A 26172-nucleotide genomic window follows, 5' to 3' on the forward strand; every position below is an offset into this window, starting at 1 on the left:
TCCCGTCCCAAAAAACATATGAGCAACTATTCATGTGTTTATTATAGTATACCTCTTCTATTCTGGCAACATAGAAGGATCATAATGATCCAGATCGGCGTAGAGGATGTAGATAAGTCATTTTCTATCCAAAAAAGCCTTCTTTCCACTTACGGAAAGAAGGCTTTTCGGATACTCTTTGGTGTTATCTCTTTTTGTTCGTACATGTCTACCGAACGTCTTTGCGATTTATTAGCGGATATCCTGGGACATATCCTGAATCCAGTCTTCACTGCCTTGTGCATTGATCACCGATTCATGGGAAATTGCCGCTTCCTGGATATTACCAAATCCCCAGTAGCCTTTTGGCACATCCGGGAACATGCCTTCACGATTCAGCAGTGGACCTCGATTTAGCATCACATTCATCATCGTCGCTGCCTCTACCCGGCGGATCTTGGCATTCGGGCGGAATGTTCCATCCGGATAGCCCTTGATCCATTGGTTCTGATAGAGCTGCTCGATCGAGCTGGCCGTAACACTGATCGATCCGCTGCTGCCCTATGCCTTGTGCTTTGCTGCAGGTGCCATGATCTTTGTTGTCGCTGAAGAAGTCATTCCCGGCTCACAGGAAAAAGGCAACAAGGATTTTGCATCCATGTGCCTGATGATTGGATTTACTGTAATGATGATTCTGGATGTAGCGCTGGGCTGAAGATATACAAAAATAAGCTGCCATTCATGCATGACCCTATGAATAATCTACTGATCAGCAGAATCAGGAAATAAAAAAGGATGAAGTCAACGATTTCATGCTAAAAGGAATACTACGATAGTCAACTAACATGAATGAGCAGATCAATAATGTACACTGTACCTTATCTAATCAGACAAACGGCAAGCTCCAGAGAATAGGAGCTTGCCGTTTGTCTGATTAGATATAATGTTCATGAGATGGAATTGCTCAATGAAATACGAGCCATACTACAACCGGTGCGATAAAAGAAGCAACAATGGCACTGATCGTCATCGCAATCGAGCTCATTGAAGACGCCTGTTCTCCAATTTCAAGAGCCTTTGCCGTTCCCAGAGCGTGGGATGAGCTGCCCAGCGCGATTCCGCTGCCAATCACATGATGAATCCGGAACAGACGCAGCAGATAGACTCCACATACTGCCCCGGTAAATCCCGCAATCATAACAAATACCGAAGTGAGCGAAGAGTCTGCTCCCAGATGGTTGACGATCTGAATCGCTACTGGCGTCGTCACCGATTTGGGGACAATGGATAAAATAAATGGCTTGCTGAATCCCAGTGCCAGCGCAAGCAGCATACCGCTGAGCATACCTGCAAATACACCAGCCAGTGATCCACCGACAATAGGCAGCCAGTTCTTTAACAGCTGATGTCGCTGCTTATAGAGCGGATAAGCAAGCGCTACTACAGCAGGCCCGAGTAGCTGATTGATCCATTGTCCGCCTTTCATATAGGTACTATAAGGAATATTCAGATTAATCAGCACGATTACAATAATGGCGGTTCCCGTCAGTGCAGGCATCAGCACCGGCAAACGGAATTTTTTGTAAATCATAGCCATGACAACATAAATGAATACGGTAGATACGACAATACCTGCACTCAGCATGATGTTCATACCCGAGTCTCCTTTTCCCGGTATTGAACACTATTTCTGCTGGCACCAGGCTGTCCCTGAGACAGCACTTTTTTCTCGGCAGTGCGTGCTCCAGGTCCTCCTGCCAGCCACTGGCTTACATGTCCAGCGACTGCAATGGTCAGGATCGTACTGACAATGACTACTACAACCAGCAGCAATCCTTTGCCTGCGAACAGATCCAGATGGTTCATAACCCCTACCGTTGCCGGAATAAAAAATAACGGCAGATAAAATAAAATAGTAGTACTTCCCTTCTCGATCCATGAGACCGGAATCACCCGGCATAACAGCAAAACAAATAACAGCAGCAAGCCGATAATACTGCCGGGGATCGGCAGATTCAGCCACGCCTGCACATAGCTGCCTACCAGATAAATGGCGTATAGCAGCATGATCTGGACAACAATCAGAATGACTTTCATGATTCATTTCCCTTCACTCTTGTATTCTCTCTATCACAGTATGAGTATCTATATACGTATAGCTTACCAGAAATATACTCGTTATTGCGCAATAGGTATGTATATTTTTCCACAAAAAAAAGCCATCCTCACAAATATAGGATGGCTTTAAATTCGAAATGGATAAGGGTAAATCTAATGTTCCCGCAAAATAGTCATAATTAGTCTATCAGGACACCAACGATCTGCCTGGGTCGCTTGCCGACACTCAGATCTATTATTAGACGCCGGCAGACTTGGCATTTGATGCTGGTTTGCCGGATTTTCCTTTGGAACGGGAAGATTTACTTTTGCCTTTCCCCTGCTTGCGAGCAGGAGACGCGATTCGTTCGGCTTCATGTTCCAGAGCTGCTGAAGCAGCATCCAGCGTCGCCGAAGGTACCGCTACATCGGCAATAGCTGCTGTCGGCTGAGTCGGATACATACGCTGGAATAACAGCGTCTGCAGAATCAGGAATGATCCGCTGACCATCCAGTACAAAGGCATCGCTGCGGGTGCGCTAAAGGAAAAGAACGCCATCATAATCGGTGACACATACCCCATTATCGCAAACTGCTTGCGCTGCTCGGGCGTCATGTTAACCTGAGACACCTTGGCCTGGAACAAATACAGTACCGCTACAATAATCGCCATAATCCAGTCGGGATGCCCTAACTTGAACCAGAGGAAGGAATGGGTCGACAGCTCGGGCGTCAACCGGATAGCTGTATACATCCCCGACAGAATTGGCAGCTGAATCAGAATCGGCAGGCAGCCGATATTCAGCGGGTTGAAGCTGTGCTTTTTGTAAATCTCCATCATTTCCTGCTGTTGCTGCTGCTTGGAGGCCGTATCGGTTTTGTTCTCGTATTTTTTCTTGAGTTGATCCAGCTCCGGCTGCATGACATTCATCTTTTGCTTCATCGCCTGCTGGGATTTGGCTTGTCTCATCATCAGCGGCATCAGCGCAAATCGTACGGTCAGCGTCAATACAATGATCGCCAGCCCGTAACTTCCGCCAAACCATGAAGCAATATGCTGCATACTGTAAGATAGTGGGAATACTACATAATGATTAAAAAATCCCGGTGTGTCGGAGTGAATCTCGGTAGCTCCGCCCGTGCCACAGCCGGACAGCAAGACTACCATCATCAATGCCAATATCAGGCCAAGCAGACGGCCTCTTTTACCCGTAAATGTGAATCCTTTGATCGTTTCCATGTTGTTCCTCCTCGTTGATGGTTCATACCGGCAATCAACGAGGAGGAACAATCGGAACTATCATCATCAGGCGCTTCTTTCCTGCGTATCATGCGCGAAAGGCGCAGTGGTGCAGGATGGCTGCTGATGGACAGGATCAGCGGATAGAAATAATGCTGGCGGGATTTGCCGCCTACTGTCCAGAATTCGGTAATGCCGCAATACAAGTGGGCAATATATGCGTAACCCACTGTCAGAATCAGCCCGATGGATAGCAGATACGGGAGCAAATCATGGAACTCGGCCAAAGTCTTCACCTCCTTATGTCATAATATAGCTATTATACTCTATCCAAATCAAATGCATAAGACAAAAATCGACATGATCATAGTCAAAACAGTGAACATCCACAAAAACTTGAAAACGTTTTTTCGATGATATACAATGTGGAGGTACAACTAAAACAGGATTGTTACTGGTGAAGCAGGCAAAACCTAAATTGGCAACGAAACCGGCGTCGTATGATGCTGCTTTTGTTCCGGTTTAGGTTTTTTTTATTGCCTTGGAGCCATAATGATCCCGTATGATCTGGTTGATCGGTCTCACTACTTCCCAACAGAAAGAGGTTATATCTATGTCCAATGTAATCCAGGGTTTTCCGAAAAACTTCCTTTGGGGCGGCGCAACAGCTGCCAATCAACTCGAAGGTGGCTATAATGAAGGCGGAAAAGGATTGTCCAGTGCGGACATGATCGCCTATATTCCAAAAGAACAACGCAGCAAAGAAATCTCCCATGCCATGGAGATCACTTCCGAACGCATCGAAAAAATTCTAAGCGGCGAATTCGAAGCACGCTTCCCAAAACGTGATGGTATCGATTTCTACCATCGTTACAAAGAAGATATCGCCCTGTTTGCCGAACTCGGTTTTAAAGTATTCCGCATGTCCCTTCACTGGTCCCGTATTTTCCCGAATGGCTACGATGAGCAGCCTAACGAGGAAGGTCTGCAATTCTATGATGATGTATTCGATGAACTGCTCAAACATGGTATTCAGCCACTTGTTACACTTTCTCACTATGAGACTCCACTGGGTCTGACAGAAAAATACAACGGTTGGGTAAGCCGCGAAGTGGCCGATCACTTTACACGCTATGCGGAGACCGTATTCAAACGCTATAAGGACAAAGTAAAATATTGGCTGACGTTCAATGAAATCAATGTGATTACGATCAGTGCATTTACCGGTGGTGGTGTGGTTGTTGACCGTCTGGACAATAAACTTCAGGGTATGTATCAAGCACTGCATCATCAGTTTGTAGCCAGCTCTATCGCTACCAAACTGTGTCACGAGATTATTCCGGATGCTCAGATCGGATGTATGCTGGCTCGTATGGAGACGTATCCGAACAGCTGTAATCCTGAGGATGTGCGCAAGGCGCAGCTGGCTAACCAGATGAATCTGTTCTTTACCGATGTTCATGCACGCGGTGAGTATCCAAAATTCATGGATCGTTATTTTGCAGAAAACAATATCGTCCTGCAAAAAGAAGACGGCGATGACGAGCTGCTGAAACAATATACAGTCGATTATATTTCTTTCAGTTATTACATGAGTATCACCGTTGCAGAGAATCCGGAAGGTGACAACGAAGCTGCCGGTAACCTGGTGGTAGGCAGTGTCATGAACCCTTATCTGGAGACCTCCGACTGGGGCTGGCAGATCGATCCGATCGGTCTACGTGTTACGCTGAATGCGATGTATGATCGTTATCAAAAACCACTGTTTATCGTCGAAAATGGTCTGGGTGCCTATGACAAAGTCGAAGAAGACGGCTCCATACATGACCCTTATCGTATCGAATATCTGCGCAAGCATATCGAACAGATGAAAGAAGCTATCAAAGACGGCGTGGATCTGATGGGCTACACAGCATGGGGTCCAATCGATCTGATAAGTATGTCTACTTCCGAGATGTCCAAACGTTACGGCTTCATCTACGTTGATCAGGATGATGATGGCAATGGTACACTCGCCCGTTCCCGCAAAGATTCCTTTGCATGGTACAAGCAGGTTATCGCCAGCAATGGCGAGCAGCTGTAAGTCAATACTCCCGGCATTGATACTCTGCCATCCAAAAAGAAGCCGCTTCCGGTTCCATCCGGGCGGCTTCTTTTTTGGATATGCAAATCGATAGGAAGAGCTTGTAGGATACTGCACGCGAAAACCGCAGTTCAGGCAAATCTCTTCTTTTATTCATATGATGAAGGGGAATACGCAACCATACCCTATTTATTGCTTTCGATAAGGGTTCGGAAGCTCACAGCCCATATCTTCCACCTGTGGATTAGCGGATAATCGATCATAGTGCTTAAGCTTATACTCCAGCACTTCCTGCACATCCTTCAGTCTCCGGATTTCACTGCTGATATGTTCATGCTGCTGTCTAAGTATCGTCTTGCGCTGTTCCAACGTACTCTCTCCCTGGCTAATCAGGGCACGGAATGCTTTCATTTCTTCCAATGTCATACCGATCGATTTGAGCCGGGTCATGAAAATAATGCTCTGTACCTGCTCGGCCGTATAAAAACGGTGTCCATTTGACTTGCGCTCTGCGGGTGGCAGCAGATCAATACGTTCATAATAGCGCAGTGTATCTTCACTGAGTCCCGTTAGTTCAGCAGCCTCACGTATGGTCATGGGCATATCCGGTATTTCAATCATCCTGCTCATCCTCTCATCAGACAATATTTTCCTGAATAAGTGTTACCTTGTAAGTGTATAGTTTACCAGGGAATAGGTCCATTCTCATCATAAAATTGACCAGTAGGACCATTCTCGTCGATAAGTGCCAGACCAATTACCGTTTGCGCAGCGTGTTCCACTGTACGTGGACCGCTGTTTCCATTCAAATCGGTTGCGGTATAGCCGGGGTCTACTGAATTGATCTTGATCGGAGTTTCTTTATATTCCTTAGAAAATATGACTGTTACTGCATTGAGTGCTGTTTTGGAGCTGTTATACGACAGCGAATTGGCTTCATAATGTTCATGCGATGGATCACTATTGAATGCGAGCGAACCGAGACCACTGGATACATTGACGATTCGTCCCTGCGGCGCTTTTTTGATTAAAGGAAGCATAATCTGCAATACCTGAATCGCACCGAATACATTGACTTCGTAGACTTTACGGATATCCTCGATTGCCTCTTCACTCGGCGCATTGCTGCCTGCTGCAATACCTGCATTGTTGATCAGCACATCCAATGATCCCGACCGCTGGCGAATCTGCTCTGCTGCGCTATGAATCGTCGCTACATCGGTTACATCGATCTGTACATACTCTGCCTGAATACCTTCGCTCTGCAGCTTCTCTACTGCCTGCTGTCCATAAGCAGGTTGACGTGCTCCCAGATAAATGTAGTATCCTTTTTGTCCCAACTGTCTCGCTGCTTCATAACCGATTCCTTTATTGGCGCCTGTAATCAAAACTGTCTGTTCCTGTGTCATCTATACCGTCTCCTCTATTATATGGTGTCATCTGGCGGCCGCCTACAGCAAGACTACAACTTGGAGTACACTCCAAGTCAAGCATCCTTTTGCCAAAATAATAAAAAAATCGCGCATGACTCTTTGCGATGCAGCAGAAATCGTCTGCTGCGGGCCTTGGTATAACCCTGATTTTCTGCCTGAAAGAGTATGCACGATCTTTTTTTATTTATTTATTTTATTTTTCACCCATTTATTTGACCATTGAAGAATGCTGGTTATCGGCTTCAATCCGATTGGAACGCCGGACTATCATGGCCTGAATCCAGAGGACCAGCTCAATGATCAGCAGAATACTAATGATCCAGGCGCCACCGCTTAGAATCCAGCGATGGATGCCGAGGGCTACAGTCGAACCGGTATGTTCCGTATACAGCTGTTCGGTACGCATCGTGAAAAAATAGAACATTCCGAGTGTGAATAGCCGAGTCCACTGTGCTGTATTGTAGATGCCAATACCATGGCGCCAGCCTTTTTGCCGAATCCGGCGAATGGCTCGCAGCCCTTCCGTACACTCTACCGCGATCAGAATCAGCAGCGTTATCCACCAGAGTATCAGAATAGCCGTATCGCTCCAGGCATGGGTTGCCTGAACGACTGCACCGGTAATCGCCAGCGCACCGTACAGGATGCAGTTCGTATCGGTCCAATCTGCTATCAGGCGCTCCGGTCTGCGGCTATAACGATACAGAATCAGCGAAGCACTGATTAGATAAAATAATAATCCGAGCGCAATCATGGATTGATTAAGCCAGAATGCTACATACCCATTACTGAACACTTGATGAAAAAGCAGCACAATCGACTGCGTGGATACGGCTGACAGAAGCAATACACCATGAGTACGGTCATATTGCTTTTGCAGCAAAATCTGGTACCAGCCCAGACACATAAAATACAATAAAAATAACCACAGCCCTGCATTGAGCACAGCTATAATATGAATCGTCTCCTGCACCCAGTAGACACCAAATGAAGCAAATAAATTAATCAGCAGCGTGGACGTACCTGCCACCCAGGTACCGATCGCAAACCGCTGTACCGGATCAGCTAGATGATCCCGGTAAAAGCTGGATCGACGGATCGAAGCAATATAACTTACCAGCAAATATAACCAGATCAGAGCCGTACCGATTACCAGCAGTCTGGTCATCAGACTATGCGGTCCCTGTCCGGACATATGCTGCCATACTCCCTGGATGAAAATACCGAGCGCCATAACAATGCTGCCCGCTGCAGTGGGTGCAACATGTAGATTTTTATTTGCACTAAATGCGACCAGACCCACAATCATGCAGCACAGCAGCAAAATAATCAGCATAGTGATTCTCCTTTATAACAGATATAAGCTCTAGTATATCACATCACCAAGGTAGTGTACTCCCGTATTCCTGTACTGCACGTTGCTCTATCCGCGCTGTGGAATATACGGAGGAATCGGTGCATTAACAACCGAAATCGGTACTTCCAGTGTCTGTCCGCTCTGGATATCGTAAGGGGTAACCAGTCGATTCGCCTGCAGCAGATGCTCGACGGTAAGCTGGTACTGCTCGGCAATATAGTCCGCTGATTCTTCTCCAACTACAATATGCTGCTTGCGCAGTTTATCAATCCGGCAGGCAGCCTGCTTGAATGTCGGCTGCTTGGACAGCGGATCGGTAAAATCGGCAGTGAGATCATTAGCGGATTCATGACCTTCCCAGCTACCATAGTGGAATGGTACAAAGACCAGTCCTTTTTGTACGGCTGTACCGATACGAGCCGGTACTTCGATCCATCCCCGTGGTGAGCTGATCCGTACGACTTCTCCTTGCACGATGGATAATGCGGCTGCATCCTCTTCGTGAATCTCTACATAGGCATTTGGCGCAGCCATTTGTAGATACGGCGAGCGGGCCGTCTTCGTACGGGTATGCCAGTGCCATACGAGCCGTCCAGTGGTAAGCCAGGTTGGATACTCTTCATTGGGCTGCTCAGTCGGCGACAGATAGCGGGTAGCATGCAGGATTGCTTTACCATTTGCCTGCTTGCTGACAAATTCATCGCGGCTTAATGCGCGGCCGCTGAATTGATCCTTGGTATAGCTCTGGGAGTAATCTGCATCCGTAGGGAATTTGTAATCGCTGTATAGACGCGGGGTTCCTGTTGGATGCTGTTCATTGGCCGGCCAGCGCATACCGTTATGTTGCTCCAGCTTGTCATAGGTCATGCCGGTCATATCACATGGACGTCCGCGCGAGACAGTTTTCCATTCTTCAAAGCATTCTTCCGGTGTCGAGTAACCGATCAGCGGCTGACCATCCTTGTCTTTGAGATCCATACGACGGGCAAAGTCGATCAGAATCTGCAGGTCACTTTTGACACCCTGTGGTGCTTCTACGGCTTTGCGCAGTACATTGATTGTCCGGTCGGCATTCTCCATAGTGCCTTCCTTCTCTCCCCAGAGCGCGACAGGCAGGATGACATCCGCCACTTTGGCAGTCTCGGTCAGGAATGGATCCTGAACAACCACGAAGATGCTTTCCAGCGCTTTGCGAGCACGCCGACGGTTCGGCAGGGATACCATCGGATTGGTACCAATATTCCAGAAAAAAGTAACTTTGCCCTGCTCGATCATATCCAGCTGCTCTTCGATTCCTTTTTCGGGACCAGCCGGCAGTGTCGCTTCGTCTACATTCCATAGATCGGCCATCTCTTGCAGATGCTGCGGATTCATTGGATTACGCTGAGCCGGATAGGTACCCACCCCACCTGCTGTACGATTGGCAGAGGAGCTGGGCTGACCCGCCATATGCAGTGGTCCGCAACCAGGCTTGCCAATCTGTCCGCGGATGAGATGCATATTGTTGATGGCTACGCAGGCGGTAGTAGCATCTGCGCTCTGGAACGTTCCCTGCAAAGTCGTTGTTACCATGGATGGCGTCTCTCCCAGCACCCGGGCGGCTTCGTGCAGCTGCTCCACCGGAATACCGGTGATTTGTGAAGTCTTTTCCGGCGTCCAGTCAGCAACCGAATGCTCCATCTCGTCAAACCCAATCGTATACTGTTCGACAAACTGTCGATCAATATTCCCGTTCTTGATCATCAGATGAACCAGTCCATTGAGCAGCGCCACATTTGTACCCGGAATCAGCTGCAGATGCAGATCCGCATGGCGGGCAGTCAACGTGTGACGCGGATCAACCGCAATAATGTAGGGTTTGCCTTCCCGCTGCTTGCGCTGCATGATCCGTTCATGCAGAACCGTACCGGTCTCCGCTACATTATGACCGAACAGCATCAGCGTATCGGTTACGTCTACATCATCAAAGGAAGCCGGTGTTCCATCCGCACCAAAGGACTGCAGCAGACAGAATTCCGTAGTTGCCGTACAGAGACGGGTATTGGCATCCAACAGATGAGTATGCAGACCGGCACGACCGATTTTGGCAATCGTATAATAGTCTTCCAGATATCCCTGACCCGTAGAATAGATCGCGATACTATTGCTGCCCTGACGCTCCAGGGATTCTCTTGCTTTGGAGACAATCAGTTCCATCGCTTCTTCCCAGCTTGCAGGTTCCAGTTGTCCATTATCCCGACGAATCAGCGGTGTCAGCAGACGATCGGAGCTATTGTTGGCGTACCACTGATTTTCACCTTTGGGACCGAGCCGTCCGCGGTTAATCGGATGCTGGCCGTTACCTTTGATACCGACGATCTTATCGTCTTTGACTGCAATATGGCAGCCGCAGCCGATTGAGCAAATATTACAGGTGCTGTACACCCATTTGTCGACTTCACCCTGACTGTATATGTTCATATCTATACGTTCTTTTTGCCAACTCATAGGCTTACCTCCAGATAAAAGGTCGGCACGACATACTTGATCGCTGCCTGACCGTAAATTTCGCGCAGATTCACAGCAATCTCATCCAGCTGCTCGCGCATATGCTTATACCGGCTACGAATCTGTTCGGTATGCTCCGTCTCAAACGAAGGTATCCAATGGACAGCCCGTACCCATGCCCGCATAGTCGGTTCTGCCACTTCATTATTCTGATACAAGATCGATAGGTAGGGACGAATCTGATCAAGAGACAATGCAGACTGATCGGGATGCTGATCGGAATTTGATGACTTCTGATGACTTGCGTTATCGGCGGACGGTATTTGCTCCGAATCAGCGGTCAATACAGGAATCAGTTTTTTTAGCGCTTCCTGCTGTTCTTCAAGCGAATAACGAATAAGTTCAATAAGTGGATGCTTCATTGGAGCTGTCTGCTCCAGTACCTGATTAACATCTTCTGACAGGGCTTCGCAATAAGGCAATAATGGGTTCATGCTGTACCTCCTCTAATAGGCAGAGCCAAAATAAGCCGTTGCACAGGATCGTAATATTTATACAAGGTCATAAGCCATTACCCAAATTTTAAATATGCATACCTCTACATATGTATTCCTGCAACAATAACCGATAGATCTGCTGCTGTTACGGCAGATCTACCGGTTATTTATAAGTGCTCCATTTTACTGGAGTATGAGTGTATTATTCAGTCAGGAGGACGCAGCTTTCACTTCTTCGCATGTTGGCATTCCGCCCTGCGCTCCCAATTTGGTAATCGAGAGGGGAGCAGCACGATTACCAAATTGCAGAATGCCCTGCAGCGAGCGCCCTTCGGCCAGCGCTACTCCAAATAATGCAGCATTAAACGTATCCCCTGCTCCTGTCGTATTCATTGCTTCAACCTGGAATGTCGGACAACTTCCTGCCTAGCGAGCCAGCGCTTTCAATATACGGTCACAGAGTGCCATTGTAGCGATGTTATCCTGACCGCTGGACAAAGGTACCGTTCCCTGATTGCAGCAATCCATAAAATGATTCATCTCGCCAACAAAACCACGCAGATACAGATCACGATAGCTGCCCGACATCGGTGTCGCAGATGGCGTATAGATGGTATCTTGTTCCTGAAGTGATTTCCAGGGCAGATCGTCTGTTACCAGCGACTTATGTATACGCAGTTCATTAATCTCATGAGCAATGGCAAAGCCATTTTCAAAAGTGACCGTCACCTGTTCACTCTCCCGCGACCATGCCGTCATACTCGTAAAGTAGGCGCTGCCAATCACCCCATCATCCATACGCAATGAAATACTTTGCGAGAGATGACCCTGCTCATCCATACTCAGACCGGTGACGTCAACAGCTTCACCGAACAGATAGCGAATCAGATCTATCATATGAATAGCAGCCAGCTTGATAAACTGCTCTTCATTTTTACAAAAAGGAGTGCCATCTACCGCGAAGTTCATCTGAAAAGAACGTACACGTCCCAATTCGCGACGGTCAATCAATTCTTTCAACTGCTGATAGACAGGCGCATAACGCTTCATAAAGCCTACCATCAATATGGAATCGCTGGCTGCAGCGGCTTCGGCAGCCTGTTGGGCCTGTACTGCATTCCATCCAAGCGGCTTGTCGGTATATACATTCTTGCCTGCCTGAAGAGCAGTCATGGTCATCTGAAATTGATCTTCCGGCTGGGCTACAATCACAATATTGCGATAGTGCTCGTTATCCAGCAGATCCTGATACCGATCGTAAGCCTGCCCTTGACTTCCAAAACGCAGCAATGCCTGTTGTGAGCGCTCCAGACTACGTGTTGCGATTGCCTGAATCTCGGCTCCTGCCGCTACGGCTGCCGGATAGATATTTGTTGTTGCATGAAAACCTGCACCTACAAATGCCAAACCTGTTGATTGCATTGTTGTGACCACCCGTCTATTTGAGAATAGTTGCCTTTCAAAATATACCTATACAGATAGTGATTATACAGGAATTTGTTGCGGCCGTCAGGCTGTATGGATTTCCCTGCGCACAGAAAACAGAGCCTTTCGATTGCTTGTGCAGATCCTGCTTGCACAGCCGACCGAAAGACTCTGTAACAACTAATACCGGTAATTATTATAACCATACGTTGTATATGATATACCAGTTCATTCTTATACGACTGGATATAGACAACAGCAGATACAAAATGCACCACTGCTTCAACGATTATATTTATAGGTTATGCATTCATATCAAATCTGTCCAACCCATTCCGATTCGGCAGTAGCGAACCAGCGCTGACGGATATGATCGAACTCCTCCTGCGACAATACGCCATCCGCGATCAGAGCTGCATTTTCAGACCAGCGATTAGGCTTGGTTGTACCAACGATCATCGTATCCACACCGGGAATACTCAGGGTAAATCGCAATGCCTGCTTGATGCTATTCTGTACATCTTTATCCTGAAGGAATGTATAATTCAGATCGCGCAGCCGGTTCCAGTACACAAATGCATAATCCTGCGGTTCTACCTGCTCCCGTGTCCATGCTGCATTGGCAATCGGACGTTTGGCAACAATGCCCATACCACGCTCACGTGCACCCGGAATCGTCAAGGAAATCGCTTCCTGATCGGCAATGTTGACAGATGTCTCCAGACTGTCAAATACTCCTGTCTCAATCGCGTACAGTGCATCTGCACTATCTCCACTGTAACCGATATAACGCGTTTTGCCTTGCTGCTTGGCACGCTGCAGCACTTCAATCACTTCTCCCCGGCGCAGCACTTCTTCCGAGCAGCTATGCAGATGGATCATATCGAGATGATCGGTTTGCAGACGACGCAGACTGCGATCAATGCTCTGTTCCAGCATATTGCGATCCCAGTCAGGCGCTTCAAAGCCGGCTGCATGACCGCATTTGCTGAACAGATAATAATCATCACGCCGGTCTGCTAGTGCGTTACCGATCAACTCCTCGCTATCTCCATAACATTCTGCTGTATCAATAATATTCAGCCCTGCATCCAGTGCACTATGCAAAAGCTGATCAACTTCACTCTGTGAGATACCGCTTCCAATTTCCGAACCGCCAAATCCGAGTACACTTACTTGCATATCTGTATTGCCATATTTACGCTTTTCCATGATGTATAGCCTCCTCCGGTTATGTGGTCTGGAGTGTGTAACCAACTCCCAGAATGGTGCCATGCTGTATGTTCCAAGCTGCTGTACGTTATGTATTACCCTAATTGATGAGAAAATAGTAGTTTTGACCGAATTTATATATAGACAAAAAACCCGAACAGCTCTGAGAACTGTCCGGGCAGTGAGATATACCATAGAAGGCGGCTGTTAATCAGGAATTAACCAGTGAAGAATCCTTGCGGATAATGCTGATTACATATCCTCCTACCGCACCAATGATCGCCGGCAGAATCCAGCCGAGACCAATTGTATACATCGGAAGATAACTTTCCAGAAAATGATCCAGTGCTGCCAGATGGAATGGAGTTGCCTTCAGTCCATCTGCCAGACTGATGATGAAGACGAGCAGCATACTGCCCTGATATACAAGTCGCTCTCCTTTGAACAGGGAATGACAAAATGTCAGGAACATTAGTACAATCGCCAGTGGATAAATAATGGTCAGAACCGGTACCGAAATGGTAATCAGTTCATTTAGTCCGATATTCGCAATTACCGCACTGAACAGACACAGACCAACTACCAGCTTTTTATAGCTAAAGCGCGGCAGCAGTTTGTGAAAGTACGATGCACATGAAGTGATCAGACCCACACTGGTTGTCAGGCAGGCAATCGTGATCATTAGACCAAGGAAGATGCCACCGGATGTGCCAAAGTAATAACTGGACATTCTCGCCAGAATCTGACCGCCATTTTCCAGATAGCCAAAAGCCTGCACACTGGAAGCACTAATATAGGAAAGCGCCACATACAGAACCGAGAGAATCAGTGCTGCAATACACGCTGCTTTTAGGCAAACTGTAACAATCTGCTTGCGGCTCGTTGCTCCGCGCTCCCGGATCGCATTAATGACAATAATACCAAATACAAAAGCTGCCAGCGCATCCATGGTCAGATACCCTTCCTGGAATCCGTTAAACAGCGCATGTGTCATATACTTCTCGGTTGGAGCCTGGAATCCACCGATAGGATACAGCAGTCCTACAATGACCAGTACGCTGATAAAGGTCAGCTTGATGGGTGTAAGAACTTTACCGACAATATCCACAATACGCGCCGGATTCAATGAGAAGAAACAGGTAATCCCAAAGAATATAATCGAGAAAATAGCTGCAGCTGTCGTATACCAATCCGCAGACAGGAATGGCTTGACACCAATCTCGAACGAAACATTACCGGTCCGTGGAATAGCAAACAGCGGACCAATCGCCAAGTACAGTACAGTCGTAAATATAAGACCAAATACAGGATGCACCCGGCTCGCCAGCGACTGCAGATCATCCTTGCCGGAGAATCCCAGCGCAATCACGCCTAGGGTAGGCAGTCCTACTCCTGTAATCAAAAAGCCTATATTGGCCTGCCAAAAGTTAGTTCCGGCAGACTGACCCAGCATGGTTGGGAAAATAAGATTCCCTGCACCGAAAAAGAGCGCAAACAGCATTAATCCAATAACTACGATGAATGAAAATGGTATTTTTTTCTCCAAAGAACGAACCTCCGATAAATCGCTATGCAATTCTATTTGTCATCCGGTCCGGATCTATCTCTCCACTCCTACAGTGCTCCAGGTGCCGGATGCCATGCGTTCGAAATTCTTTTCATTTACGGAAGATACAGCTGTTCCGCTTCAACGCGCCGATGTGTATATGTACACTAACGCCTGATTAACTGCTGCTCCGTTCCTTTTGCCGCCTCCAGATCAATGTGATTAAAGTATATCTCACGCATAAGGTTATATTTTAACTCACTCTGCCCGATGCCTCAATGACAATTATTGAGAATTGCAAAATAATCTTTATCGATCCGACCTTTTATCCGTGCGCTCGGCATCACAATGCAGCAGTCAGCTATTGTATATTCCGCTTCTGTCGGTTCATGATCCGATACTGACTGGGCGTACAGCCAGTTAGTTTTTTGAAGATCACGCTAAAGTTGGCAGTATGTGCATAGCCGGTTCGCTCGGCAATCATGGCGACACTCAGCGTACTATGACGCAGTAGCTCACGTGCTGCACGCAGCCGAATCGTCTGCAAATACTCCCGAAAATGAAAGCCTGTAATCCGTGGGAAGATTCGGCACAGATACGATGGGCTGATATAAAACAATTCGGCGATTCCCTGCAGTGTCAGCGGCTCATCAAAGTGATCATTGATATAGCGGGCAATCTCGGTAATTTTGGTCTCCATGGGATGTATAACTGATGTTACTGCAGCAGGCTGACCGTGCTCTCGCCGTCTTATCCGGTACAAACGAATCAGAAGCCCGGTGAGCAGACAGCGACTGTATTCGATGTATCCGGCGTCCCGGCGCTGCATCTCTGACAGTAGTTCCTGCAGACACTGCTGGACGGCATGTTGTTCTTCGAACGGCAAATGATAGAGCGGATCGCGTCCCAGCTCCTGCAGCGGGAACAATAGCCCACCCCCTTCACGAATAAATTCCTCGGTAAAATTAACCAGAATCCGTTCGCATAATAGCGCATCTGTACTGACGGTACGATGCAGATCGGTAGGACAAATAAAAACCAGATCGCCTTTGGCTGCATGAATAGCCGTCTCATTAATAAAGTAGGTTCTCCCTCCATCCTGTACATAAAAAATCTCGTAGCTAGAATGGGAATGATAACGTGGCATAGCGCTGTAGCCAATCTGCCGCAAATAATGAATGCGCATACTCTCCTGTGGATCCACACTATAACCAACTGCTTCCAGAGTCTCCATCTTCATTCCTCCTTGCGCTTTTACAATCTATTCGTTCCTTTCTTACTCCAGTAAAAGACAACAAAAGCAAAATGTAAGCGTATTCCAGACAAGAAATGCAAAATTTCTTTGTTTTACTTGTACTATAATGGCTCTGTGATCACTTGTAAATTAATGGTTATATTGGCTATGTCCCACCTGCAGGTCTTCCGGAATCCGGCAGGTATCATCTGTTTTGCATTCTTTTATCCCAAAGGAGTTGTATTAGTATGAAATTAAAATTATGGCAACCATCTGCTCGTTCTGCCGGCAAGCGATCCTATTGGAATACATCAATGATTCTGGTGTGCACATGCGCAGTCGGATTATCACTGCTGCCTGTCCAGTCTACCCAGGCCCAGGATCAGCCAGCTACCTCCTCTCTAGTCGCCGACGCCAGTCAGACCAAAACGATTACTGTCGCCCAGGATGGATCAGGCCAGTACAGTAAGGTGCAATCTGCCATCGACTCTATTGCAAGCGGTAACAAATCACCCGTGACTATCTACGTCAAAAATGGAACATATCGAGAAAAGATTACATTTCCAAAAGATAAGCCCTATATTACGTTAACCGGTGAGAGTGCTACCGATACGATTCTTACGTACAGCGACACATCCGCATCTGCTGGCGGAACAACCAATAGTTCCAGCACCTTTGTTATGTCCGATCATTTTACAGCGCAGAATATTACATTTGCCAATACTGCCGGCAAAGACGCCGGACAGGCAGTAGCCCTGTACGTGCGCGGTGATCGGGCGATATTCAAAAATGTGCGGATGCTGGGCCATCAGGATACGCTTTATACACCTGGCAGCGGACGACAGTATTATGAGAATTGCTATATTGAAGGCACCGTAGACTTTGTCTTTGGCAGTGCTACAGCGGTATTCAATAATTGCGAGCTGAAAAGTCTGGGCAATGGCTACATAACTGCCGCGTCTACACCTGTCGAGCAGCCATATGGCTATGTGTTTTTGAACAGCAAGCTGACACGTAGTAGCGCAGTTGGCAATGCCTCGGTACATCTGGGACGTCCATGGCGCCCATACAGCTCGGTCACCTATATCAATACTACGATGGATAGTCATATCCGGCCCGAAGGCTGGAACAATTGGGGCAATGCAGCCAACGAGCAGACTGCCCGCTATTCGGAATATAACAGCAAAGGACCGGGTGCTGCCGGTACAAGAGTAGGCTGGTCCAAACTCCTTTCTTCCAGTGAAGCAGCGGCCATTACCATCTCGTCGGTGCTCGCTGGTAACGACGGATGGAACCCGGCAAAATGATCAGAAAATAATGCGAAGCAGATCATACTCATCAAGTGAGAGGAGAATCCAATGATCCCTATGATTTCACAGTGGACACGCTCCCTGCTGGCAGCAGCCGTAGCCGTCCCGATGATGATTCCTGCTACTGCCGAAGCTGGAGAGACGATTCCCCCAACGGATAACGCATCTGCAATCGGTGCACTTCTTCCTGCTTTTCCCGGCGCAGAAGGTGGCGGCATGTATACAACAGGCGGACGCGGAGGCAGCATTTATGAAGTTACCAATCTGAATGATTCAGGACCCGGATCTTTGCGTGATGCTGTATCCGTAGGCAATCGTACGATTATCTTCCGGATTTCCGGCAATATCCATCTTCAATCCCCGCTCAAAATCAAGGGTTCCAACCTGACGATTGCCGGACAGACTGCACCGGGAGATGGGATTGCCGTGCTGGATTATGATACGACAATTGATAGCGATAATGTGATTATTCGCTATATGCGCTTTCGTCTGGGCGATGCCCATTCTACTGAAAGTGATGCTTTCGGGCTGCGCAAACACCAAAATATCATGATTGACCATTGTTCTTTCAGTAATTCGGTAGACGAAGTACTATCCCCCTACCAGAACGAGAATCTGACGGTCCAATGGTCTATCGCCTCCGAGAGCATGCTCATGTCCCATCATTCCAAGGGACGGCATGGTTACGGCGGAATCTGGGGTGGACGCAACGTTACCTTTCACCATAATCTGATCGCTCATAATGCCAGCCGGAATCCGCGCTTTGCCAGTGATGCCGGCGATACAGTCGATTTTCGCAATAATATTATTTATAACTGGCAGTTCATGGCGACTTATGGCGGTGAAAATATTGCAGCCAATATAGTCGGTAATTACTACAAATATGGTCCTGACACCGCCCGCAGCGTACGCGGTATGATTCGGGATACTCCGTCCGCTACCAGCCAGTGGTATATTGATGGTAACCATGTGGACGGATATCCGGAACTAACGGCAAATAACTGGCTTAGTATGCCGGATGCCCCTCCTGCATCCCGCTTGGACGAACCGGTAACAATGCCCAATCCGATTCAGACCGAGAGCGCAGAGCAGGCCTATATATCGGTATTGGCAGAAGCCGGTGCGACGCTGCCCAAGCGCGATTCGATCGATGCGCGCATTATGAACGAAGTATCCCAGCGCAGTGGCAGAATGCTGAACTCACCTGCCGAAGCAGGCGGCTATCCAGAGATGCTAAGTATTGCTGCTCCTGTAGACCAGGATCATGATGGTATACCGGATGACTGGGAGATTGAGCGAGGACTGAATCCAACTGATGCCTCAGACAGTCTATTGATGGGTACAGACGGATATACGCATCTGGAGAATTATCTGAACGAACTGGCTGACCATGATACATCATTAAATCCAGTAGTCAATATCCGTACTCCGGAGAAAGATCAGCTGATTCAGGCCAATCAGTCGCTGACGGTAACAGCTGACGCCTATGATCTCGATGGCAGTATCGTAAGCGTTGATTTCTATGCCGGTAACAAACGGATTGGCAGGGATACTACTGCGCCTTATGAGTATCGCTGGGATGCCGTACCGGAAGGAACACATTATATAACTGCCCGAGCAGTAGATAATGCAGGCACTGCTACCAGCAGTTCAACGATTACCCTGCATGTGGTCGGACCTGAAGCAGATGACCCATGGACCACAGCAGATATTGGTCAAGTCGGTGTACACGGTACAGCGACAGCTTGGGCAGATCGTCTAATCGTACGCGGCAGCGGTCGTTATGGAGAAGGCGATTCCTTGAGTACCAGTCAGCGGCGAGATGACTTCTCGCTCACTTATCAGAAGTTAACCGGCGATTTTGAAATGATATCACGAATAGATCGTCAATCACGTATCGATAATAATGCCCAGGCAGGCATGATGATCCGCAGCAGTCTGGATGCTGATGCACAGATGGTTGCACTAACCCAATCTACCGTCAAATACGGTCAGGCCGGACGGTTTATTCATCGTCTGAATCCCGGAGCCAAAGCTGTCGACAAGCAGACCGAAGACTTTCTCGCTCCGGGCTATATGAAGCTGGTACGCACCGGAGATACGGTCTATGCTTTTCTCTCCCAATACGGAAAAGAATGGATTCAGGCTGGCTCCGTCACATTGCCTGATATGCCGGACACGATCTATGCAGGTTTTGCCGCTGATGCTGCAGCGATCGATAACGAGATTCACAATTACAATACTGCGCAATTTTCCGATATTTCCATACGTAATCTGGAACATATGCCGTCTGTACCGGATAATGTGTATGGTACAGCCGTCAATAAAGGTATCCAGATTCGCTGGACACCAGTCGCTGAAGCCGATACGTACACTGTTGAGCGTGCCAATGTCGAGACTGGACGTTATACCATTGTCGCCGACAAAGTACAACCGACGGAATATACAGATAATACAGCTGCTACAGGACAGCTGTATTATTACCGGGTCACTGCAGTCAACGCAGCCAATAGCAGTCTGCCTTCGGCACCTGTCTCCGCTGCAATGACTTCCGGAGAACCGGTGACTGCCTACTGGGCACTGGATGATTTTGAGCAGGATACAGCCGGCTCTCCTCCAGCAGGTTATACGCTGGAACCGGCACATCCAGGTACGGACGAGTATCATGTGCTGATTGGCAATCTCACCCCTTCTGCAGATACATCATCCGTAGAACATCCTGCTCTGGGCAGTCAGGGGCTGATTCTCTCGGATAGTGGTAAAGAGACTACCCGGATCACCAAGCGTTTCAAGGAACAGACCGGCCAAGTTATACTCGATACCCGTATTCAGCTGAACGAAAAGGCTTCCTATGACCGAATGCTGCAGCTGCTGAATACACCCGGTGGTTACGCCGCTGTCGCTATTAACGCCGGTCCGCAGGGCTTTTCCTATTATGCTTCTTCCAAGGAAGTACGTCCACTTGGTGACGAGATACCACAGCCAAGAAAGTGGTATCATATTATTGTTATTGCCGATATCGCGAGTCAGACTGCAGACATTTACATGAACGACCAGCTGGTGGCCAAAAAGGCTCCGTTTATGAACAAAGTTGCTACCATTGCTACTTTTACTGCCCAGACGCCGGAACAGGAAAAAGGTAATCTGAGTCTGGATAATGTCTCTATCCACTCTCCTATTCAGCCCTGAAATCAAGCGCATGATCATGTATTGCAGTATAGAGCACCTGCCGGAACCTATCCGGTAGGTACTTTTCATATGCAAAAAAAAGAAAATCCGCTGCCGGACTTTCTTTTATTGGTCGGTATATAGTGTTGTCTTATGCCTCAGTGATCTAATATCGAATCTCAATCACTCATGCCAAAATGCAGCAGATACAGCTTGCCATTGGTGAAGAACAGATAATCGTCCCATTCCAGCTCATAAAAGGAATCCGGTGTACTGGTTACTTTAAATACAGTTACCACATTGCCTACATTCGACAATCCTTCTTTGAGAATATGTATAAAATGACGGCTTCCATGCTCCTGATCGAAGGGGATGACTCCCTGTTGAGCGGCATCCGCGCTGCGCCAGCGATAATACAGCCAGCCAGGCAGCATTTGCAGCAGATGATCCTGCCAATCCTGCAACCGATCCAGACTTACCCGGTCAGGTGTTAGCTGCATATACCCGCAAACACTCTCTACCAATGTGCCAATCGCCGGAATCTCATCCAGATCATAATCGAGCGCACAGTTATCCATCATATTCAGTTGGGCAACTCCCTGTAGATAGCCCCGTATGTAATCCATTGTTATTTTCATAGGCAAAATCCTCTCCCGTCCATCCGTTCCATCACCATGATAAGCTGATACTTGTAACACTATGGCTATGTAATCATAATAGTATTAATAACCCGATTCTCTTCACCAGAAGCGTCAGCTGCTCTATTATACTGCAAAATGACTCGAACAGGATATGATTGCTGCTGTGTGACTATTTGTCTGCACGGGTAATACATATGATTAGAAATAAAAGAATACTAAAAGATAAATAATGTATTGTATACAATTTATATTCATGCTATAATAATATTGTAAACAATTTAATTTTAATAAATTAAATGTAAAAGGACCGGTGATTATCATGAGAATCCAATTAACCGAACTCGCAGATCAGAAATTAAAAGCAAGTCTTGGCGAACAACCAGGTATGTACAAATTACTGTACGATACTGGTGAAGGCTGTGGTTGTGATGGTATTCCGGTACTCCTGATTGTAGATCAGCAGGATGCCAACGATAGTGTGATCGAGACTAATTCCTTGCCTATTTTGATCGACCGTCAGCACGAGATTTATTTTGAAGCTGCAATGTATCTGGATGCAGAGCCTAACTTCACTTCTTTCAAATTGCGCAGTGATTCCATGCTATACAGCAGCAATGTCAAAATCAGAGATCTACGTGGCATGGATGTTCCTGCCAGCACCGCCTCCAACTCCTGTGCACTGCGTTAATAATAATATTTGAAATTCATTCTAATATAAAAGGCATCGGTATAAGAGATTAACTTCTCTTATACCGATGCCTTTTTCGATAACGGATGTTGATTTATTACATATTCAGATGCATTTTCAATCGATAATTCATGATCAGACGTTATACTGTCAGCACTGTTTTGATCATAGCGAGATATTCACGCAGCACACTAACCGGAATCAAGCGCAGCGGTGACGGACTGGAGATGCCATCGTATGCTGTATAGCCCAGATGTTCCGCAATATAACGGGCACGATACATATGATAGTTGCTGGTTACGATAATCGCATTATAGGTACCCGAGGCCGTATCACGATCTGCATCGATTACTTTTTGGCTGAATAGCAGATTCTCGTATGTACTGGTAGAGCGGCTTTCCAGCAGTATGGCTCCAGGTGGCACGCCCTGTTTTAGCAGATAATCCCTCATCGCTACTGCTTCCGGTACGGTCTCATCCACTCCCTGACCGCCGGAGACGATAATTTTGCTATCGCGGTGCTGCTGCCAGTACACCAGACCGGTGTCTACACGTTGACGCAAAGTGACTGGCAGCTGATCTCCTTCTTTAAGCCCAGAGCCTAGGATTAGAACATATGGATTATGGGAAGAGTTGCTATCATCCCGATCAAATTGCGATAACACCAGTGCTTCGCAAATGATGAATGATAGCAAAAACAGACTGAACACTGTTAATAATGTCCATCTTGTGCGTGGATGTGCACGCCATATTTTTTTCAAGCGGTGAAGCTTAAGGGAATGCCCCGTCTTGCTTTTCTTTGACTTCATAATGCTATGTACGCTCCTCAATCCTGCAAGTTCAATTATGATACATATTTTCCTTTTTAGCGTAACACAAGTCTTGTGACTGTTGCCAATCCTGCTCAGACGTGCCTGTGTTTTACAAGGAATTCCTAACGCCAAAAAGCTCTATACCCGGCTGTATGGGCAAGAGCTTTATGTGGTGCCAGCAGCATGGATCCATGGATCCACGTACTGCGTGTATAGGATCTTGCTATTGATCTCTGATCGTGTTATTCATGAGGCGCAGCCAATTGTTCCAGTACCTGCAGCAGGTCACTGCCGGTTCCCAACTTGTATCCCTGCTGGGCATAACGTATATTCTGATACGGGTCTACTACCAGTACGATCGGACGCTGTTCGCCGCGTATCTGCTGCATGGTTTCCTTTAACCCCGATAGCATATTCAGATTCTGATCTACCCGCAGATGTATCTGTCCGGATAGTAGATCTGTCGCTATCCGCTCCTGATCCTGCAATGTTGAAGTCAATACATACACCGGACCACCCCATGCCGACCATTCGGACTCCCGCTCGGATAGTTCTCTAAGCAAATGTTTGGTGGGTTCACGTTCCGGCTCCAGCCAAGTAATAATGCAGCCAGCCGGATGAGCGACAGACTCAGCTTCGTTGCCAGACAATATGCTCTTCACCTGATCCGGCAGCGAAGAATGGATCAGTGGGACCGTGTGCTGTTCACTGCGGAATAGCAGTTCAGCCTTCGTCGTCTGCTCCGGATATACATGGAAATGCATAAACCGTCCCTCTACACTCCCATCGCTGAGACGTGTTCCTGTCGTCAGCCGGTACGCTCCCGGTATGACGTCATACGGCTTGTCGCACATCTCTTTTTCCCCGTATGGAAAATGAACTGTCCGGTACGCTCCATCCTCCAGCCTTGCCAGTGTGAAATTACGATAATATCCGGCTTCTTCATCTGCAGATGCTGCTGCAAGACGGAAAATGACTTTACCTTTGCCGGAAGATACAGAAGTGAATTCAGCAGTATGTTCCGGTTCCGGTCGAATATTCTGAATATCGTTAGCCGCATCTTCAGCAATTCCGGTACTTCGATAACCGTCCACCTCATCTGCTTCAAGGTGCGGCGTAAACTGCACTTCTGTCCATCCACCATGCTGCCAGTACTGCGGTTGCAATTGCAGCGGCTCCAGCCGCGCCGGAATGCCCAGACTGCGGGCAGCAGCAACAAACATCATATCCCGGCTCAGCGCGTCCATCACTCCCAATTGATGGGCACCTGCCGGCGTCGCCATACCGGAATAACGATCCACCTGATTGTATATACGTACTTCAGCTTCCAGGTCGGCAGCCAGCTGCTGTGGATGACGACGATAATCTTCCTGCTTGTCCAAAGACCATAACGACTGAAAATAAGCCCGATATTCAGACAGCATCTCAAAATGAATCCGCGGACACAGCACATAGCGATCAAATCGCTCTCTTTCTGCTTCTTCCAGCGTGGCATAGACTTTGCTGCCATTTAGATGATCCTGCAGGACAGGTTCAAATGTATCCTGCCAATCTTTGGGACGCATCGATTCCAGCAGCCGCAAAGCCAGCGAACGTTCTTCCGATACCGTCTTTTCCAGAAAATCAGCCAGTTCCCGGCTGTTCCCCCTCGCCGTCTCCAGCACTTTCCAGATCCGCTCGGCAGGCAACTGCCATTTCGCTGCCAGCTGAGCGGATTCTTCGCGGTTCAGAAATCCAGCTTCATAGGCAGTACGAAGTGCAATGCCCTCCTGTATGCGCTGCTCATGTTTATGTTTATCCTCTGGAGAGACCGCCTGACCTTCATCGACTGGCGGAGCTACCGGGGCAGTCATTTTCCAGTCTATACTGCCTTCTGCAAAGGATGATAGACCGAGACTCACAGTTACTTCGGATTGATCTCCACGACACCATGTCTCACCCCAGCGCTGACCTGCACGCGCATGAATAAGCAAATCTCCATATCCGGTCGTCAGCTGGGCACGACCGGTGCTGTCACTCTTCATCGTTGCCAGCGGAGAGAATTCTGCTGCATTATACAATTGGAACTGCACTTCTGCAGAGATTGGCCGCTCTTGTTCATCTACGGTATGAACAGTAAGCGGATGAACAGGAGCATACCGCTTTAGCATATTAATTTCTGTATACCATGGATGTCTGGAGCAGACTTCCTCCGGTCCGGTATAGTCTGCAGAGACCCTCGTGTTGACCAGCATTGCCCGGCGCGCCGGCAGCCGGAACCATCCTTCATCCAGTACCGGCTCAGGTTCACAGGCACCCAGATAATGCCATTGTCCATCTGCCCATGTTTCAACCCACGCATGATTGGAATCGCAGTGCGCCCAACGCGGCGTATAGCACTGACGTGCCGGAATACCGATGCTCCGAAGTGCCGTTACTGCCAGCGTGGATTGTTCTCCGCACCGTCCCTGCGCTGTACGCATAATCGTCAGTGGCGAGACGGTACGAATATCCGTACCTACATAGGTAGCTCGTTCATGACACCAGTAATTGGTCTCCAGCACTGCCTCGGTCATCGGCAGATTACGAACCCGATCGACAAGTTCGCTATAAATGATTTGGCTACTATTATCGATATTCTCGTTATTCACACGGTAGGGCAGCACAAAATGTACAAAAATCTCATCCGGTACAGATGCTCCCCATGGCATTTGACTGCGTACATGCAGCGCATGCCGTACATGTCTCAAAAAGTATTCACCATCATAATCGGCCAGATCATGCAGCGGCATATAAGCGTACAGAAACCGAAGCAGCAGCTGTTCTTCATCCGTTAGCGACAGTTCGAATATGCTGAATAGAGATAACTTTCTCCGGGCAGCCTGCTGCCTTTTCCATTCGAACTTGTGATTCACCTTATCCAGATCCAATCCATACGATACAGTCACCGTCATGCAGGTAAGCCTCCTTTGTAAATGAGTATTA

General features: G+C 47.8%; 21 protein-coding genes and 4 pseudogenes. 5 read left to right on the forward strand and 20 right to left on the reverse strand.

Translation table 11 applies throughout. From position 1 onward, the window contains the following. Nucleotides 1–231: 231 nt before the first annotated feature. Both H065_RS28155 and H065_RS28560 read right to left on the reverse strand, forming a co-directional pair. Nucleotides 232–411 (reverse strand): hypothetical protein, encoded by a 180-nt coding sequence (locus H065_RS28155; RefSeq protein WP_017812357.1) that lies wholly within the window; start codon nucleotides 409–411, stop codon nucleotides 232–234. 48 nt (nucleotides 412–459) lie between these two features. Beyond that, a pseudogene (locus H065_RS28560) lies at nucleotides 460–525 on the reverse strand (hypothetical protein); the annotation flags it as partial. Here H065_RS28560 and H065_RS27315 point away from each other — a divergent pair. Next, nucleotides 509–694: pseudogene (locus tag H065_RS27315) on the forward strand (ZIP family metal transporter); the annotation flags it as partial. The pseudogenes H065_RS28560 and H065_RS27315 sit on opposite strands and share 17 nt — an antisense overlap. A gap of 249 nt (nucleotides 695–943) precedes the next feature. On the opposite strand, the gene H065_RS0107210 reads toward H065_RS27315, so the two are convergent. The 4 genes and pseudogenes from H065_RS0107210 to H065_RS27825 form a co-directional block, all read right to left on the reverse strand. Further along, nucleotides 944–1633 (reverse strand): LrgB family protein, encoded by a 690-nt coding sequence (locus H065_RS0107210; RefSeq protein WP_017812359.1) that lies wholly within the window; start codon nucleotides 1631–1633, stop codon nucleotides 944–946. Next, complete coding sequence (locus H065_RS0107215; RefSeq protein ID WP_017812360.1) at nucleotides 1630–2076, reverse strand: CidA/LrgA family protein; 447 nt, start codon at nucleotides 2074–2076, stop codon at nucleotides 1630–1632. The genes H065_RS0107210 and H065_RS0107215 overlap by 4 nt, the downstream gene beginning before the upstream one ends. Nucleotides 2077–2482: 406 nt before the next feature. Beyond that, nucleotides 2483–3316: pseudogene (yidC, locus tag H065_RS0107220) on the reverse strand (membrane protein insertase YidC); the annotation flags it as partial. Further along, nucleotides 3259–3603 (reverse strand): hypothetical protein, encoded by a 345-nt coding sequence (locus tag H065_RS27825; RefSeq protein WP_017812362.1) that lies wholly within the window; start codon nucleotides 3601–3603, stop codon nucleotides 3259–3261. The gene H065_RS27825 and the pseudogene yidC, both read right to left, overlap by 58 nt. Nucleotides 3604–3929: 326 nt before the next feature. Between H065_RS27825 and H065_RS0107230 the strand changes: the two genes are divergently transcribed. After that, entirely contained in the window at nucleotides 3930–5399 is a 1470-nt protein-coding gene (locus H065_RS0107230) for a glycoside hydrolase family 1 protein (protein WP_017812363.1), read from the forward strand. Between the two features lies 1 nt (nucleotide 5400). Here H065_RS0107230 and H065_RS28160 read toward each other — a convergent pair whose 3' ends face one another. The 11 genes and pseudogenes from H065_RS28160 to H065_RS0107280 all read right to left on the reverse strand — a co-directional run bounded on the left by H065_RS28160 (nucleotide 5401) and on the right by H065_RS0107280 (nucleotide 16590). Further along, nucleotides 5401–5556 carry a hypothetical protein gene (locus H065_RS28160; protein ID WP_238557914.1) on the reverse strand — a complete coding sequence of 52 codons (156 nt, stop codon included), beginning with the start codon at nucleotides 5554–5556 and terminating at the stop codon, nucleotides 5401–5403. Nucleotides 5557–5588: 32 nt separating this feature from the next. After that, a complete protein-coding gene (locus H065_RS0107235) occupies nucleotides 5589–5996 on the reverse strand; it encodes a MerR family transcriptional regulator (protein WP_238557915.1) in 408 nt (135 codons plus the stop codon). 86 nt (nucleotides 5997–6082) lie between these two features. Next, on the reverse strand, nucleotides 6083–6808 hold the full coding sequence (locus H065_RS0107240) for an SDR family oxidoreductase (RefSeq protein WP_017812365.1): 726 nt from the start codon (nucleotides 6806–6808) through the stop codon (nucleotides 6083–6085). A gap of 232 nt (nucleotides 6809–7040) precedes the next feature. After that, nucleotides 7041–8168, reverse strand: coding sequence for a TDT family transporter (locus H065_RS0107245; protein WP_017812366.1), 1128 nt, complete (start codon nucleotides 8166–8168; stop codon nucleotides 7041–7043). Between the two features lie 87 nt (nucleotides 8169–8255). After that, a complete protein-coding gene (locus H065_RS0107250) occupies nucleotides 8256–10676 on the reverse strand; it encodes a molybdopterin-dependent oxidoreductase (protein WP_017812367.1) in 2421 nt (806 codons plus the stop codon). Continuing rightward, the gene (locus H065_RS0107255; protein WP_017812368.1) at nucleotides 10673–11170 is read right to left on the reverse strand and encodes a hypothetical protein; all 498 of its coding nucleotides are present in this window, start codon (nucleotides 11168–11170) and stop codon (nucleotides 10673–10675) included. The genes H065_RS0107250 and H065_RS0107255 overlap by 4 nt, the downstream gene beginning before the upstream one ends. A gap of 213 nt (nucleotides 11171–11383) precedes the next feature. Further along, nucleotides 11384–11587 (reverse strand): annotated as a pseudogene (locus tag H065_RS0107260) (PfkB family carbohydrate kinase); the annotation flags it as partial. A 12-nt stretch (nucleotides 11588–11599) separates the two neighbouring features. After that, a complete protein-coding gene (locus tag H065_RS0107265) occupies nucleotides 11600–12595 on the reverse strand; it encodes a Gfo/Idh/MocA family protein (protein ID WP_017812370.1) in 996 nt (331 codons plus the stop codon). Between the two features lie 318 nt (nucleotides 12596–12913). After that, nucleotides 12914–13810: an aldo/keto reductase gene (locus tag H065_RS0107270; RefSeq protein WP_017812371.1), complete on the reverse strand. Its 897-nt coding sequence runs from the start codon at nucleotides 13808–13810 to the stop codon at nucleotides 12914–12916. Between the two features lie 211 nt (nucleotides 13811–14021). After that, nucleotides 14022–15356 carry a branched-chain amino acid transport system II carrier protein gene (gene brnQ / locus H065_RS0107275; RefSeq protein ID WP_017812372.1) on the reverse strand — a complete coding sequence of 445 codons (1335 nt, stop codon included), beginning with the start codon at nucleotides 15354–15356 and terminating at the stop codon, nucleotides 14022–14024. Between the two features lie 361 nt (nucleotides 15357–15717). Next, nucleotides 15718–16590: a helix-turn-helix transcriptional regulator gene (locus H065_RS0107280; protein ID WP_017812373.1), complete on the reverse strand. Its 873-nt coding sequence runs from the start codon at nucleotides 16588–16590 to the stop codon at nucleotides 15718–15720. Between the two features lie 248 nt (nucleotides 16591–16838). Here H065_RS0107280 and H065_RS0107285 point away from each other — a divergent pair, with 248 nt between their 5' ends. After that, on the forward strand, nucleotides 16839–17897 hold the full coding sequence (locus H065_RS0107285) for a pectinesterase family protein (RefSeq protein ID WP_017812374.1): 1059 nt from the start codon (nucleotides 16839–16841) through the stop codon (nucleotides 17895–17897). A 51-nt stretch (nucleotides 17898–17948) separates the two neighbouring features. Then, nucleotides 17949–21089 carry an Ig-like domain-containing protein gene (locus H065_RS25460; RefSeq protein ID WP_017812375.1) on the forward strand — a complete coding sequence of 1047 codons (3141 nt, stop codon included), beginning with the start codon at nucleotides 17949–17951 and terminating at the stop codon, nucleotides 21087–21089. 158 nt (nucleotides 21090–21247) lie between these two features. Here the strand turns inward: H065_RS25460 and H065_RS0107295 are convergent, their stop codons facing one another. Next, nucleotides 21248–21706, reverse strand: coding sequence for a hypothetical protein (locus H065_RS0107295; protein WP_017812376.1), 459 nt, complete (start codon nucleotides 21704–21706; stop codon nucleotides 21248–21250). A 322-nt stretch (nucleotides 21707–22028) separates the two neighbouring features. Between H065_RS0107295 and H065_RS0107300 the strand changes: the two genes are divergently transcribed. Then, nucleotides 22029–22397 (forward strand): iron-sulfur cluster biosynthesis family protein, encoded by a 369-nt coding sequence (locus tag H065_RS0107300; protein WP_017812377.1) that lies wholly within the window; start codon nucleotides 22029–22031, stop codon nucleotides 22395–22397. Between the two features lie 142 nt (nucleotides 22398–22539). Here H065_RS0107300 and H065_RS27320 read toward each other — a convergent pair whose 3' ends face one another. Further along, entirely contained in the window at nucleotides 22540–23205 is a 666-nt protein-coding gene (locus H065_RS27320; protein ID WP_081604074.1) for a YdcF family protein, read from the reverse strand. Between the two features lie 245 nt (nucleotides 23206–23450). Further along, a complete protein-coding gene (locus tag H065_RS0107310; protein ID WP_017812379.1) occupies nucleotides 23451–26141 on the reverse strand; it encodes a transglutaminase-like domain-containing protein in 2691 nt (896 codons plus the stop codon). Nucleotides 26142–26172 lie beyond the last annotated feature (31 nt).

The sequence above is a fragment of the Paenibacillus shenyangensis genome (genome assembly GCF_000346635.1).
Lineage (GTDB): Bacteria > Bacillota > Bacilli > Paenibacillales > Paenibacillaceae > Saccharibacillus > Saccharibacillus dauci.